Source organism: Shumkonia mesophila (genome assembly GCF_026163695.1).
Lineage (GTDB): Bacteria > Pseudomonadota > Alphaproteobacteria > Rhodospirillales > Shumkoniaceae > Shumkonia > Shumkonia mesophila.
On record NZ_JAOTID010000013.1, the window covers coordinates 86,275 to 100,258 of the forward strand.

13 protein-coding genes are annotated in these 13,984 nt (G+C 67.5%); 5 read left to right on the top strand and 8 right to left on the bottom strand.

What is annotated here, in order from left to right:
- The first annotated feature begins 280 nt into the window (after positions 1-280).
- The 5 genes from ODR01_RS19110 to ODR01_RS19130 all read left to right on the top strand — a co-directional run bounded on the left by ODR01_RS19110 (position 281) and on the right by ODR01_RS19130 (position 2,739).
- Positions 281-547 (top strand): AtpZ/AtpI family protein, encoded by a 267-nt coding sequence (locus tag ODR01_RS19110; protein ID WP_316979299.1) that lies wholly within the window; start codon positions 281-283, stop codon positions 545-547.
- A 24-nt stretch (positions 548-571) separates the two neighbouring features.
- Positions 572-1,297, top strand: a complete 726-nt coding sequence (locus tag ODR01_RS19115) for a F0F1 ATP synthase subunit A (protein ID WP_316979300.1) — start codon at positions 572-574, stop codon at positions 1,295-1,297.
- Positions 1,298-1,352: 55 nt separating this feature from the next.
- Positions 1,353-1,577, top strand: a complete 225-nt coding sequence (locus ODR01_RS19120; protein ID WP_316979301.1) for a F0F1 ATP synthase subunit C — start codon at positions 1,353-1,355, stop codon at positions 1,575-1,577.
- A gap of 65 nt (positions 1,578-1,642) precedes the next feature.
- A complete protein-coding gene (locus ODR01_RS19125) occupies positions 1,643-2,212 on the top strand; it encodes a F0F1 ATP synthase subunit B family protein (RefSeq protein ID WP_316979302.1) in 570 nt (189 codons plus the stop codon).
- Entirely contained in the window at positions 2,212-2,739 is a 528-nt protein-coding gene (locus tag ODR01_RS19130) for a F0F1 ATP synthase subunit B family protein (RefSeq protein ID WP_316979303.1), read from the top strand. The genes ODR01_RS19125 and ODR01_RS19130 overlap by 1 nt, the downstream gene beginning before the upstream one ends.
- A gap of 88 nt (positions 2,740-2,827) precedes the next feature.
- Here the strand turns inward: ODR01_RS19130 and ODR01_RS19135 are convergent, their stop codons facing one another.
- The 8 genes from ODR01_RS19135 to ftsA all read right to left on the bottom strand — a co-directional run bounded on the left by ODR01_RS19135 (position 2,828) and on the right by ftsA (position 13,944).
- Entirely contained in the window at positions 2,828-4,294 is a 1,467-nt protein-coding gene (locus ODR01_RS19135; protein WP_316979304.1) for a sodium:solute symporter family protein, read from the bottom strand.
- A 10-nt stretch (positions 4,295-4,304) separates the two neighbouring features.
- Positions 4,305-4,523 (bottom strand): hypothetical protein, encoded by a 219-nt coding sequence (locus ODR01_RS19140; RefSeq protein ID WP_316979305.1) that lies wholly within the window; start codon positions 4,521-4,523, stop codon positions 4,305-4,307.
- Positions 4,524-4,940: 417 nt separating this feature from the next.
- Positions 4,941-7,034: an NAD-dependent DNA ligase LigA gene (gene ligA / locus ODR01_RS19145; protein ID WP_316979374.1), complete on the bottom strand. Its 2,094-nt coding sequence runs from the start codon at positions 7,032-7,034 to the stop codon at positions 4,941-4,943.
- Between the two features lie 17 nt (positions 7,035-7,051).
- Entirely contained in the window at positions 7,052-8,728 is a 1,677-nt protein-coding gene (gene recN, locus ODR01_RS19150; protein WP_316979306.1) for a DNA repair protein RecN, read from the bottom strand.
- Positions 8,729-8,741: 13 nt separating this feature from the next.
- The gene (locus ODR01_RS19155) at positions 8,742-9,611 is read right to left on the bottom strand and encodes an outer membrane protein assembly factor BamD (protein ID WP_316979307.1); all 870 of its coding nucleotides are present in this window, start codon (positions 9,609-9,611) and stop codon (positions 8,742-8,744) included.
- Between the two features lie 172 nt (positions 9,612-9,783).
- Positions 9,784-10,779: a UDP-3-O-acyl-N-acetylglucosamine deacetylase gene (gene lpxC, locus ODR01_RS19160; RefSeq protein WP_316979308.1), complete on the bottom strand. Its 996-nt coding sequence runs from the start codon at positions 10,777-10,779 to the stop codon at positions 9,784-9,786.
- A 168-nt stretch (positions 10,780-10,947) separates the two neighbouring features.
- Positions 10,948-12,564 carry a cell division protein FtsZ gene (ftsZ, locus tag ODR01_RS19165; RefSeq protein ID WP_316979309.1) on the bottom strand — a complete coding sequence of 539 codons (1,617 nt, stop codon included), beginning with the start codon at positions 12,562-12,564 and terminating at the stop codon, positions 10,948-10,950.
- Between the two features lie 114 nt (positions 12,565-12,678).
- A complete protein-coding gene (gene ftsA / locus ODR01_RS19170; RefSeq protein ID WP_316979310.1) occupies positions 12,679-13,944 on the bottom strand; it encodes a cell division protein FtsA in 1,266 nt (421 codons plus the stop codon).
- Positions 13,945-13,984: the final 40 nt, after the last annotated feature.

Consider the following 13,984-nt stretch of genomic DNA (forward strand, 5'->3'; position numbering starts at 1 on the left):
CGCCTAGGGCATTCACGACGAATTTCAAGACTTATCAAGGGCTTGGGTAGCAGTCTTTCATTCTTGACAGCCCGGGAGCCGGCCGCTAACGTCCGCCTCCCATGGGTTGCGGGCGGACGGGAGTTCGCCGGGCCCGGCGGGCGGGAATCCGATGGGCGACGAGACACCTGGTGGATCTCTTGAAGACCTGGATGCCCGGCTTAGACGCGCACGTTCGCAGGAACAGGCCCGATCGCGGGGCAGGGGTTCCGCGCTCGGGGCTCCGATGTCGGGGTTCGGGGTGGCCTTTCGCATCGGCGTCGAACTGGTCGCGGCCTTGGTTGTCGGCGTCGGAGCAGGCCTTCTGCTTGACAGGTGGTTGGGCTCCACGCCATGGTTTTTGATTGTCTTCTTCTTTCTCGGCGCCGCCGCCGGCGTGTTGAATGTCTACCGGGCGGCCAGCAGGATAGGATGGGCAGAGGCGGAAGGGGCGCCGGCGCCGTCCGAAGGGAAACCGGAAGAGGAAGATGACGATTGGCCGTCCGGGACGGGCTCGGACAGGCAATAGGACTCTCAGGGGGCGAGAACACAGGTGGCCAACCCACTCCATCAGTTCGAAATCCATGTCGTCGCGCCCATTCATGTCGGCGGCGTCAACGCATCCCTCACCAATTCGGGCATTTTCATGCTGGTGACGGTCGCCGCCGTGACCCTCTTTTTGATGTTCGCCATGCGCAACCGGCGGCTGGTTCCCGGCCGCTGGCAGTCGATGGCGGAACTCAGCTACGAATTCATCGCCGGCATGGTGCGCGACAACGTGGGCAACGAGGGGCGGCGCTATTTCCCGTTCATCTTCTCGCTGTTCATGTTCATCCTGTTCGGCAACCTGGTCGGCCTAGTTCCCTACAGCTTCACCTTCACCAGCCACATCATCGTCACCTTCGCGATGGCGATCTTCGTGTTCCTGGGCGTCACGGTCATCGGCATCGTCCGCCATCGGCTGAAGTTCTTCAGCTATTTCCTGCCCAAGGGCGTGCCCCTGGTCATGGCGCCGCTGCTGATTCCGATCGAGATCATGTCCTATCTGTCGCGCCCGGTGAGCCTGTCGATTCGCCTGTTCGCCAACATGATGGCCGGCCACACCATGATGAAGGTGTTCGCCGGCTTCGTCGTGCCGCTGGGCCTCCTGGGCGGTTGGGCGCCGCTGTCCATCGACGTCGCCCTGACCGCCTTCGAATTCCTGGTGGCGTTCCTGCAAGCCTACGTTTTCACCATTCTGACCTGCATCTATTTGCACGACGCCATCCACCTGCATTGAGGGTCGGCGCGTCCCGCCGAAACCGTTTTCTTGAACCAACGAGGGAATTAGGATCATGGAAATTCTTGCCGCGAAAATGATTGGAGCCGGCCTTGCCGTCATCGGCCTGGGCGGCGTGGGCGCCGGCATCGGAAACATCTTTTCCTCGCTCATCGGCTCCATCGCGCGCAATCCCGCCGCACGCTCCCAGGTTTTCGGCCTCGCCATGCTGGGCTTCGCCCTGGTCGAGGCGGTGGCGCTCTATGCGCTGCTGGTTTCGTTCCTGATCCTCTTCGGCTGAAGGCGGTGGGCGGTGCCGGCGCTCCCCACGGGCGGCCGGCCGGCGTCTTCCTGCGGGAGATGAGCATGCGCGGATTCATTCGGCTTCTGGGGGGTCTGGCCCTGACCGTTGCGGCGGGAACGGGCGCGGCGTCGGCCGCCACCCTTCCCCAGCTGGACCACGAATTCTACGCCTCCCAGGTGATCTGGCTGGTGGTCTCGTTCCTGATCCTCTACGTCGTCATGTGGCGGTTCGCCCTGCCGCGCATCAGCCACATCCTCGAGGAACGCCAGGACCGGATCGAGGGCAACCTGGAACGGGCCGAAACCATTCGCCGGGAAGCCCAGGTCACCGCCGAGGCTTACGATAAGGCCGTGTCCGAGGCCCGCGCCGCCGCCCAGTCCGTGATCGCCACGGCGCGCGACAGGATGGCCGCCGATGCCGCCGCCCATCACGCCACGCTGAGCGAACGCCTGGCGGCCGAGATCGCCGAGGCGGAGGGCCGCATCCTGGAGGCCAAGCAGGAAGCGATGGCCCACCTTCGCGATGTGGCGGTGGAGGTGACATCGACGGCGGCCGAGCGGCTGGCCGGCGAGCGCGTCGACCCGCGCGTCGTCGGCAGGATCGTCGACCACGTGCTGAAGGAGCGCAGCTGATGCAGGCATGGGCGGCCGAAACGGCCGGAACAAAGGCCGAAGCGTTCTGGGCCACCCCCGAGTTCTGGGTGGCCATCGCCTTCGTCATCCTGGTCGCGCTGGCCGGGCGGGCCGTGCTTCGGCTGGTGACCACCGGCCTCGACGCGCGCGCCGATGCCATCCGGGCCAGGGTCAACGAGGCCGAGAAGCTGCGCGAGGAGGCCCAGGAACTGCTGGCGTCCTATCAGCGCAAGCAGCGCGAGGCCGCCGAGGAAACCAGCCGGCTGCTCGAACACGCCCGCCAGGAAGCCGCCACGCTGAGCGCCCGGGCCGCCGAAAGCCTGGAGCAATCGGTCAAGCGGCGCGAGCAGTTGGCGATGGAGCGCATCGCCCAGGCCGAGGCCACGGCGACGCGCGAAATCCGCGACGCGGCGGTGGACGTCGCCCTGGAGGCGACGCGCCGCGTGCTGGCCGAAAAATTGAGCGAAACGAAGGCCGACGAGCTGATCGACGACGCCATCAAGGGGCTGCCCGGCAAGCTGCACTGAGGCGACAGGCCCCGGAAAAACTCGGACGAAAAAACGGCCCCGGCATCATCCCGATGCCGGGGCCGCTTGTTGAAAACCGCCTTCCCGTTCAGACGCGGTGGAAGGCGCGGACGTGTTCCTCATCCCGGCTGCGGCACATCAGGCTTATCGCGATGAAGATGATGACGTTGGCGATCAGCCCCATGATGCCGGGGTTGATGTCGAGCGGCGTCACGCCCTTCTGGACCAGTTGGTACCAGAAGTTCACGCCGACGCCGACGACCAGGCCGGCGATCGCCCCTTCCTTGCGGGCGCCGCGCCACCAGATCGCCCCGTAAACGCAGGGCGCGAACTGGACGATCGAGCCATAGGCGCCGAGCAGGAGCTGGACCAGCCCCGCCGCCCCCCAGATGGCCAGGTAGTAGGAAACCGCCCCGACGGCCACCACCGCCCAGCGCATGATGACGATCTGGGCGCGGTCGCTGAGATCCGGCTTCAGCGGGTAGACGACGTCGCGCCCGAACGACACCGAGGCGCCGTGCGTGATGGCGTCGGCCGAGGATTGCGCGGCGGCCAGCGCGCCGGCCCCGATGATGCCGTAAAGAAGGCCGGTCGCCCCCAGGTTGTTGGTGATCAGGTAGGGCAGGATGCCGTCCGGAGTCGTCAGGGCGGTGGACGGGATCACCCCGACCGCCGAGAACCCGATGAACAGCACGGGCACCAGGAAGATCGCGAACAGCGGGTAGGCCAGCACCGTGAGCTTGATCGTCTTTTCATTGGCCGTGTACGACTTCATGAAGAGATGCGGCCACATGATGAAGCCGACGACCGACACCAGGATGGCCGTCGAATAGGCCATCTGCGACATCTTCGAACCTTCGTGCCCGATCTCCAGAAAGCCGGGGCGCTCCGCGGCGATCTGGGCGAACATGGCGCCCGGGCCGTCATGCAGGACGTAGACGAGATAGAGCCCGACACCCCAGGCGACGACGAACATCATGGCGCCTTGCAGAACGTCGCTCCAGGCGGCGCCGCGCACACCGCTGGTGGCGACGTAAATGACGACGATGCCATAGGAGAGAAGGGCACCGACCCAGAACGGGATGTGGCCGTCCGTCATGATGTTGAAGATGTAGGCCATGCCCTTGATCTGCAGGGTCAGATACTGGATGAAGGCCAGCACAGAGACGATGCCGACGATCACCACCAGCGACCTCGACTGATAGCGGTCGCGCAGCATGTCGCCCATGCTGAAATAGCCGCGCGCGGCACCCAGCTTGGCCATCCTGGGGCCGATCAGGTACCAGGGCAGCAGGCCCAGCGCCGTATAGGCCAGGATGTAGAAAGAGGCCGCGCCCCGCGAGTAGGCCCAGGCCGGCCCGCCCAGGAAGGCGAAGGCCGAGAAGATCGTGCCGCCCATCAGGAACCACATGACGACGATGCCCAGGCCGCGGTCGGCGACCGCGTATTCGGAGATCGAGAAGAACGAGCGCCCCTTGCCCGCCAGCATCCCCAACACGAACGCGAAGACGAGGTATCCCCCCATCATCGCCAGCGCAATGATCCATTCCGGCATGTCGGCCTCCTCAGCGCCCGTATTCGTAACGGAAAAAGGCGATCAGGCCGACGAACTCGACGCCGATCCAGAAGACCACCCAGAACAGCGAGAACGGCAGTCCGATCACGATCGGCTGCGCCGAATTGCCCAGCCCGTAGAGCGGAAACATCATGACGAGCAGGATGAATACGGCGAAGACGGCATAGGCTCTCTCGGGTGTCTTTCTCTTCGTTTCAGTGTCAGGCATGTTGTGGCTCCCTGCCGGTTTCATTGCAGCGGCGGCACCCCCATGGGCCGCCGGTCACGGACGCCTCGGCGGTGGAAACGCGACGAGACCCGGCCCGGCAGCCGGCGCCTGCCGAGAGGATCCCGTCGTCGAAGTCGTCGTGAGGTTGGTGTCCTCGGTGCCCATATCGGGATCGAGGCCACGAGAAGCGTTGTCTGCCAACACCGCATGTCGTCTATGGAATCGACGATCCCCGGCTTCATGGGCTGGCCTCCGTCGCCGGCGATGCCGAACCGTTGGCATCGCTCAAAATCTGGCTGACCTGGTACCTTAGGTGCCGCTCCCCGTCGCGCGTCAGTGTAACCGAGGGCCGCGCCGGCCGCAACGAGTGGTATTCCGGGAAAAAATTCTAGCGATGGCTGCCCGACGCGGCCGGCCTCAACCGATAAGGGCCCGCCAATCGGCTTCGCTGAGCGTGGCGACGCCCAGTTCCTCGGCCTTGCGGGCCTTCGAGCCGGCGTCGGCGCCGACGACCACGTAGTCGGTATTCTTCGACACCGAGCCCGCCACCTTGGCGCCGAGCGCCTCGGCCCGGGCCTTGGCTTCGCCGCGGGTCATGGTTTCCAGCGTGCCGGTGAAGACCACGGTCTTGCCGGCGATGGGCGAGGCCTGAACCGCCGGCGCCTGGAACGGCTCGACCGTCAGTTGCCATTCTTTCTTTTCTGTTTCTTTTGTACCGACGAGATCGTCGAGGACCTCGCCATTGTGCTGCTCGGCGAAGAAAGCCAAGATGTCACCGACCATCCCTGGGCCGATGCCGTCGATGTTGATGAGGTCTCGGTAAACTTCTGAATCGGTGTCGCGGGCCGCCGTCATCGCCGCCCGCCATCTCTCAAACGTCCCGTAGTGGCGGGCCAGCAGGCGCGCCGTCGCCCGCCCCACCTGCGGGATGCCGAGGGCATAGATCAGGCGCTCCAGCGCAATCGTCCGCCGCTCGCCGAGCGCGCGCACGAGGTTGCGGACCGACTGCTCTCCCCACCCCTCGCGCTCGGCGATTTCCTCGGTCCGGCCGGGAAGCCTGAAGATGTCGGCCGGCGTCTTGATGAGGCCGTCCTTCCAGAACGCCTCGATGTGCTTGCCGCCCAATCCCTCGATGTCGAAGGCGTCGCGCGACACGAAGTGCCGAAGCCGTTCGACCGCCTGGGCCGGGCAAATCAGGCCGCCGGTGCAGCGCCGGGCGACCTCCCCCTCCTCGCGCACCGCTTGGCTGCCGCATTCAGGGCAGACCTCGGGAAAGACGAAGGGGCGGCTGCCGGCCGGCCGCTTCTCCAGCACCACCTCAACCACCTGCGGAATGACGTCGCCGGCCCGCTGGACGATCACCCTATCGCCCTCGCGAACGTCCTTGCGGGCGATCTCGTCCTCGTTGTGCAACGTCGCGCGCGACACCACGACGCCGCCCACGGTCACCGGCTCGAGATGCGCCACCGGGGTCAGCACGCCGGTCCGGCCCACCTGGATATCGATCCTGTTGAGCACGGTTTCGGCCCGCTCGGCCGAGAACTTGTGGGCGATGGCCCAGCGCGGCGCCCGGCTGACGAAGCCCAGGCGCTCCTGCCAGTCCAGCCGGTTGACCTTGTAGACCATGCCGTCGATGTCGTAATCGAGCGTGGCGCGCTGGCTTTCCATGGCGGCGTAATGGGCAAGCAGCGCATCCGCGCCCGTGCAGACGACAACCAGGGGGTTGGTGCGAAAGCCCCAGCTGCGCAGCAGTTCCAGGAATTCCCCCTGGCTTTTCACCGGCAGCCGGCTGACCTCGCCCCAGGCATAGGCGAACATGCGAAGCGGCCGCTGGGCGGTGATCCCGGCGTCCAACTGGCGCAGGCTGCCGGCGGCGGCGTTGCGCGGGTTGGCGAAGATCTTGCCGCCCCTTTCCTGCTGGCGGACGTTGAGCGCGGCGAAGTCGGCCCGCGACATGTAGACCTCGCCGCGCACCTCGAAGACGGCCGGCACCTCGCCCGCCCGGATCTCGGTGGGGATGTCGTCCAGCGTGCGCAGGTTGGCGGTGACGTTCTCGCCGGCCGCGCCGTCGCCGCGCGTCGCCCCCTGGACCAGCCGGCCTTGCTCGTAACGCAGCGACACCGAAAGCCCGTCGATCTTGGGCTCGGCGACGATTTCCAGCGGCTCCGCCTCCGGCAGGTTGAGGAAGCGGCGGATGCGGGCCAGGAATTCCCGCACGTCCTCGGCGGAAAACGCGTTGCCCAGCGACAGCATCGGCTTGGCGTGGACCACCTTCTCGAAGCCGGCGGCGACGGGAGCGCCGACCCGCCGGGACGGACTGTCGGACCGCACCAACTTGGGAAAGCGCGCCTCGATGGCCTCGTTGCGCCGGCGCAGGGCGTCGTATTCGGCGTCCGATACCGTCGGCGCGTCGTTCTGGTGATAGGCCCGATCATGGGCGGCGATCTCGGCGGCCAGCGCCGCCAGTTCGGCCTCGGCTTCCCGTTGCGTCAGATCCTCGACGGCAAGCATTCGCAGATCGCGCTCGTTCATGCCGCCCCGCCCCCGGCGAGCAGGCTGTCGGCGGCGGCGCGGGCCTCGTCGGTGACCCGGGCGCCTGCCAGCATGCGGGCGATTTCTTCCTTGCGCTCGCCGGCCGAGAGCGCCTCGACCCGGGTGACCGTGGCGGCGCCGTCGATCTTCTTGGAAACCCGCCAGTGATGGGCGCCCCGCGCCGCCACCTGCGGCGAGTGGGTGACGACCAGCACCTGGAAGCGGACGGCCAGGCGGGCCAGCCGTTCGCCGACGGCATCGGCCACGGCGCCGCCGACGTTGGCGTCGACCTCGTCGAAGACGATGGTGGGCACCGGGTCGGCCTGGGCCAGGACCGCCTTCAGGGCCAGCATGAAGCGCGACATCTCGCCGCCCGAACTGATCTTGTTGAGCGGCCCCGGCGGCGTTCCCGGATTGGTCGCCACCTCGAAGGCGACGGCATCCGAGCCGTGCTCGCCCCAGGCCCCCTCCTCCAGCGCGTCGATGCGGGTGCCGAAGCGCGCGCTGCCAAACTTGAGCGGGCCCAGCTCGCCGGCCATCGCCTTGTCCAGGCGCGCCGCCGCGGCCAAGCGCTTCTCGCGCAACGCGCCGGCGGCCGCGACATAGGCCGCGCGGGCCGCCGTCGCTTCCGCCTCCAGGCGGCGCACCCGGCCGCCGCCGTCCTCGATATCGCCCAGCTTCGCCTTGAGCCCGTCGAGGACCGCCGGCAGCCGGTCGACATCGACGCCGTGCTTGCGCGAAAGGGTGCGCAGGGCGAACAGCCGTTCCTCCACCTTCTCCAGGTTGCGCGGATCGAGGTCCATGTCGGCGCTGGCCCGATGCAACAGCACGACGGCCTCGGCGGCCTCGACCGCCGCCCGGTCGAGGGCGGCGAGCGCCGCGTCGAGGCGCCCTTCCGCCTTGTCGGCGACCCGTTCCAGGGCCCGCGCCGCGCCGCGCAACGCCGCTTCCACCCCGGCCCCGGCGGAAAGGTCCGCGGTCGCCTGGTTCATCGCCTCGATCAGCTTCTCGGCGTGCATCATGACGGCGCGCCGCTCGGCCAGTGCCGCCTCCTCGCCGGGCTGGGGCGCCAGGGCCTCCATCTCGTCGACGGCATGGCGCAGGAACTCCTCCTCGCGCCGGGCCTGGGCCAAGTCGGCTTCGGCCCGCTCGAACGCCTCGACGGCCGCCCGCCAAGCGCGATGGGCCCCGGCGGCGGTGGCCCCCTCGGCGGCGAGCCCGCCATAGGCGTCCAGCAGCGCGCGATGGGTGGCGGTATGCATCAGCCGCTGATTGTCGAACTGGCCATGGATTTCGACGCAGGCGTCGCCGATCTGGCGCAGCAGCGAGACGCTGACCGGCTGGTCGTTGACGAAGGCCCGCGAGCGGCCGTCGGCGCCGACGATGCGGCGCAGGATCAGCTGTCCGCCGCCGTCCTCGATCCCCTGCTCGGCCAGCAGCGCCTCCGCCGGATGGCCGCCATCGACGTCGAAGGCCGCCGCCACCGTGGCCTGCGCCGCGCCATGGCGCACCAAGCCGGCTTCGGCCCTTTCGCCCAGGGCCAGCCCAAGGGCATCCAACAGGATGGATTTGCCGGCCCCGGTCTCGCCGGTCAGCACGCACAGCCCCGGCTGGAAGGTCAGATCCAGCCTTTCGATGAGGACGACGTCGCGGATGGACAGGCTGCGCAGCATCCAGCGGACCGGATCACCAGAACTTGAACCAGGACTCTTTTTTCGCGGGGTCGGTCTCGATCTTCTCGACCTTCGGCGGCTCCGCATCGCCTTCCCAGAACTTGTACCAAGCGGTCTCCTGGGGCCGGATGCGCTTCTGCTCGAGCAGTTCGTAGGCGTCGACATACCATTCGCTGCCCGGGAAATTGTGGCCGAGCACCGCCGCCGTGCGCCTCGCCTCCTCGCTCAGGCCGAGCGCCAGGTAGGCCTCGGTCAGCCGCAGCAGCGCCTCGGGGACATGGGTCGTCGTCTGGTGATTGTCGACCACGTAGCGGAAGCGGTTGATCGCCGCCAGATAGTGGCCCTGGCGCAGGTAGTAGCGGCCGATTTCCATGGTCTTGCCGGCCAGATGGTCATGGGTCAGGTCGATCTTGAGCCGGGCGTCCTTGGCATAGGTGCTGTCGGGAAAGCGGGTGATCAGTTCGTCCAGGGTCTTCTTGGCTTCCTGGGTCATCTTCTGATCGCGCCGGACGTCGGAAATCTGCTCGTAATAGCAGAGCGCCTTCAGGTAGTAGGCATAGGGCGTGTCGCGGTTGGACGGGTGAAGCTGGATGAAGCGGTCCAACGCCACGATCGCCTCGTCGTAGGCGCTTTTCTGATAGTGGCCGTAGGCGGCCATCAATTGGGCCTTGGTCGCCCACGACGAATAGGGATGCTGGCGCTCGACCTCGTCGAACTGCCGGGCGGCGGTGTCGTACTTCCCGGTCTGCAGCGCGTCCATGGCCTCGTTGTAGAGCTCCTCGATCGGCCGCTCGACATAGAGCTCCTCCTTGCTCGCGCAGGCGGCGAGCAGAAGGGCAAAGGCGAAAGCCGCGAGGCTGAGCGGTGTCCTTCCACGGGTCATGGGATCGGGTCATTCTCCGGCGGGTTCGGCGATCGCCCGGCGCGATCGGCCCGTTGCCGCGGACTATACCACGGCCGCTTCAAATGTCGTTAGGATGATACGCACAACGCCGCGCCGCGCAAGGCCCTAGGCCCGCCGGCGCGTCACACGTCGATCGAAGAGGAAACCGCCCTCAGGCCGTCGCGGCCAGCCCTACCGGCATATCGTCGGCAATCGAAGCCCGCATCGCCGGCGCTTCCGCCCCCGCCACCCTGACGGTGTCGTAGCACCAGGCGTCGGGCTGGGCGAAAAGCTGCCGCAGCAGGCGGTTGGTCAGCGCATGCCCCGAGCACCGGCCGTCGAACCGCCCGATGATCGGCGCGCCGGCGGTGTAAAGGTCGCCGACCGCGTCCAGCGCCTTGTGACGGACGAACTCGTCCTCATAGCGCAGGCCGTCCTCGTTCAGCACCTTGTCGCCGCTGACCACCACCGCGTTTTCCAGCGAGCCGCCGCGGGCAAAGCCGTTGGCCCACAACTGCTCGACCTCGTGCAGGAAGCCGAAGGTGCGGGCCCGCGACAGTTCCTTCTTGAAGGTGCCGTTGACCAGTCCCAGCAAAAGGGCCTGGCGCCCGACCAGGGCGCTGTCGAAATCGATCTCGAAACCGACCGCGAAGCTGTCGGCCGGATAGAGCGCCGCGATGCCGCTCTTGCCGCCGTCGACGACCACCGGCTTGAGCACGCGCACGCCGCGGCGGGCCACGCCCAGGTCGCGCACGCCGGCACACTCGATCAGGAAAACGAAGGGCTCGGCGCTGCCGTCCATGACCGGCACTTCGGGACCGTTGATCTCGATCTCGACGTTGTCGATCCCGCAGCCGGCCAGCGCCGCCATCAGATGCTCGATGGTCGAAACCACCACCCCCTCGCCGTTGCCGACGACGGTGCACAGCCGCGTATCCACGACATGATCCCAGCGGGCGGGGATGACGGCGCCCTTGCCCGCGATGTCGGTCCGCCTGAAGACGACGCCGTGACCGGCCTCGGCCGGCTTCAGAACCATCGATACCTTGGCCCCGCTATGGAGCGCCACGCCCGAACAGCCGATGGGGCTCTTCAGCGTCTTCTGGGTATCGATGCGCTCGTCGGTCAAGGTCTCGACCCGGCGGCGTCTGATCTCGGAAAATCCCATCTTCGGTGTCTTTCCCCGGTGGTTCCCGGCATCGGCTGCACGCCGAAAAACCCTTGGACCGAAAGCAGTTAAAGAAAAAGTGCCACGAGGGTTGATATACCCACCAACCCCGTGGCACTCAAATCAATCATTGTTTCTAATTGTTTCCGTGCAACCGATTGTTTTTCCTCAGTTTGCTTGCCTCCTCAGGAAGGCCGGAATATCCAGCAGGTCGTCGCCGGACTGGGAGTCCTGCAAACGGTCCGACGGGTCGAGGCCGCCGATCTCGGATTGCTCCTTCGTCGCCGGCATCGGAACCGGCGCCGGCTCGGCCCTCGGCTTGGCCGCCCGGCCGGTTCCGGTCACCTTCTCGAACAGGCTGGGGCCGCGCGGTTTGGCGGCCTCGACGTGGGGCCGTTCGACCGCCCGGGCTCCGTTGGCCATCGCCGCGCCGGCGAACGGATCGGCCCGGCGTGGCGGCATCGGCTGGTCGTTGCGACCGACCGGCCGCGCCGGAATGAAGGTCTCCCGCGCGTTGACCGACGGCGCCGCCGCCGGGGCCGGCACCTGATCGGAGGGTGCCGCCACGAAGTGATCCAGCGCCCCCGGCTCGACCTCGGCGACCGCCTGTTCGGCGGCGACCTCCTCAGGCTTGACGGCGGCCGTTTCCTCGGTTTCGGCGACAACTTGCTGGGTCGCCGGCATCGACACGACGGAACCCAGCGGCGAGGCGTACGCCTCGGCCGGAACGGCCTTCTTGCGCTCGATCGCCCGCTCGGCCCGCGCCTTGGCAAGGACATCCAGCGTCACCGGCGCCGGCTGGGTCTGCGACTGGGTGCTCATGCCGGTGGCCACCACCGAGATGCGCATCTTGCCGTCGAGGCTGGCATCGAAGGTCGAGCCGAAGATGATGAAGGCGTCGCCGTCCACTTCGGCACGGATGCGGTTGGCCGCCTCGTCGACCTCGAAAAGGGTCATGTCGGTGCCGCCGGTGATGTTGATGAGGACGCCCTTGGCCCCCTTCATCGAGGTGTCGTCGAGCAGCGGGTTGGCGATGGCCGCCTCGGCCGCCTCCAGCGCGCGACGCTCGCCCTCGGCCTCGCCGGTGCCCATCATGGCCTTGCCCATCTCGCTCATCACCGAACGGATGTCGGCGAAGTCGAGGTTGATCAGGCCGGGCATCACCATCAGGTCGGTGACCCCGCGCACGCCGGAATAGAGCACGTCGTCGGCCATCTTGAAGGCGTCGGCGAACGTCGTCTTTTCGTTGGCCACCCTGAACAGGTTCTGGTTGGGGATGATGATCAGGGTATCGACGTACTGTTCCATATCGTTGATGCCGGCCTCGGCGATGCGCATGCGGTGCATGCCCTCGAAATGGAACGGCTTGGTGACGACGCCGATGGTCAGGATGCCCATCTCGCGGGCCGCCCGGGCGACCACCGGCGCGGCGCCGGTGCCGGTGCCCCCGCCCATGCCGGCGGTGATGAACACCATGTTGCTGCCTTCCAGGTGATGGACGATCTCGTCCATCGTCTCCTCGGCGGCGGCGCGGCCCACTTCGGGCCGGTTGCCGGCACCCAGGCCCTGGGTGACGGTTGCGCCAAGCTGGATGCGGGTGTCGGTGCGCGCCTGCGCCAACGCCTGGGCGTCGGTATTGGCGACCACGAAATTGACCCCCTCCAACTCGGCCTGGATCATGTTGTTGACGGCGTTGCAGCCAGCGCCGCCGACGCCGAAGACCGTGATACGCGGCCGCAGCTCGGGCACTTCGCTGGTGGTCGGCAGGCTCAGGTTGATGCTCATAATTCCCTCCGAAAAACTGACGAAGCCAAGATATTCCCTGTGTGTTGCCGTCCGCGGGCGGCGATGCCGGGGGTCCGCCCCCTCGGCGGGCCGGTCAGGTCGAACGTTCTCCCTCTAGAAATTCTCACGGAGCCATTGCCCGAAGCGGCCGAACCGCCCGTTGGGCACCTCTGTTGGGCGGTAGGGCGAACTGACCGCCGCCGCCGGGGTTCGAATCGCGTACTTCAGCAGTCCCGCGCAGGTCGAAAAGGCCGGACCGCCGGTCGCCTCGGCCATGCCGCGGATGAACTGCGGCCGGCCGAGCCGGACCTGCTTGTCGAGGATCATTCCGGCCACCTCGCGCACGCCCGACAACTGGCTGGCGCCGCCGGTCAGCACGACGCGCCGCCCGGCCACCTTGTCGAAGCCGGCTTCCTCCAGGCGGGCCCGCACCATCTCGAAGGTCTCCTCGATGCGCGGCCGGATGATGCTGACCAGCATCGAGCGCGGCACCGGATTGGCCTCGGAGTCCGACTCCTCGCCGATGACCGGCACCTTCAGCACCTCGCGGTCGTCGGACGGCGTCGGCATGGCGCTGCCGTAGAGCGTCTTCATGCGCTCGGCATGGGCGACCGGGGTGGAGAGGCCGCGGGCGATGTCGTTGGTGACGTGCATGCCGCCGACCGGGATGCCGTCGGTATGGATCAGCTCGCCGTCGAAATAGACGGCGATGGTGGTGGTGCCGCCGCCCATGTCGATGAGGGTGACGCCCAGCTGCTTCTCGTCGTCGACCAGGCAGGCCAGCGACGAGGCCAGCGGCGAGACCACCCTGGCGTCGATTTCGAGATGACAGTGGGCGATGCAGGTGGCCAGGTTGCGCAACGCGCCGCCGCTGGCGCTGATCACGTGGACATTGGCGCCCAGCCTTTCCCCGAACATGCCGCGCGGGTCGGCCACCCCGCGCTGGCCGTCGATGCTGTAGCCGACCGGCAGGGTGTGGATCATCTCGTGATCGGCCGGGCGGCCGTGGTTGAGCACGTGGGGGTCGAGCACCTGGCGCAGATCGGCGTCGCCGATCTGGTGGCCGGCGATGGAAATCTCGTAGGCGATCAGCCGCGAAACGGGCTCGCCGCCCGACAGGTTGACAATGACCTCGCGGATGTTCTCGCCGGCCATCTGCTCGGCCGCCTCGACGGTGGCGCGGATGGAATCGGCGGCGGCCTCCATGTCGACGATGGTGCCCGAGCGGATGCCGCGCGACAGCTGGTGGCCCATGCCGACGATCTGCAGCCCGGTGTCGCCCCCGGTCCTGGCGATGAAGCAGACCACCTTGGTGCTGCCGATATCGAGCGCGGCAACCAGGCCGTTGCGCACTTTCGGGGTCGTGCCGTTCGTCTTCATCCGTCTACCGCTCTTCGATCCGTCGCCATGGGCTTGCGGG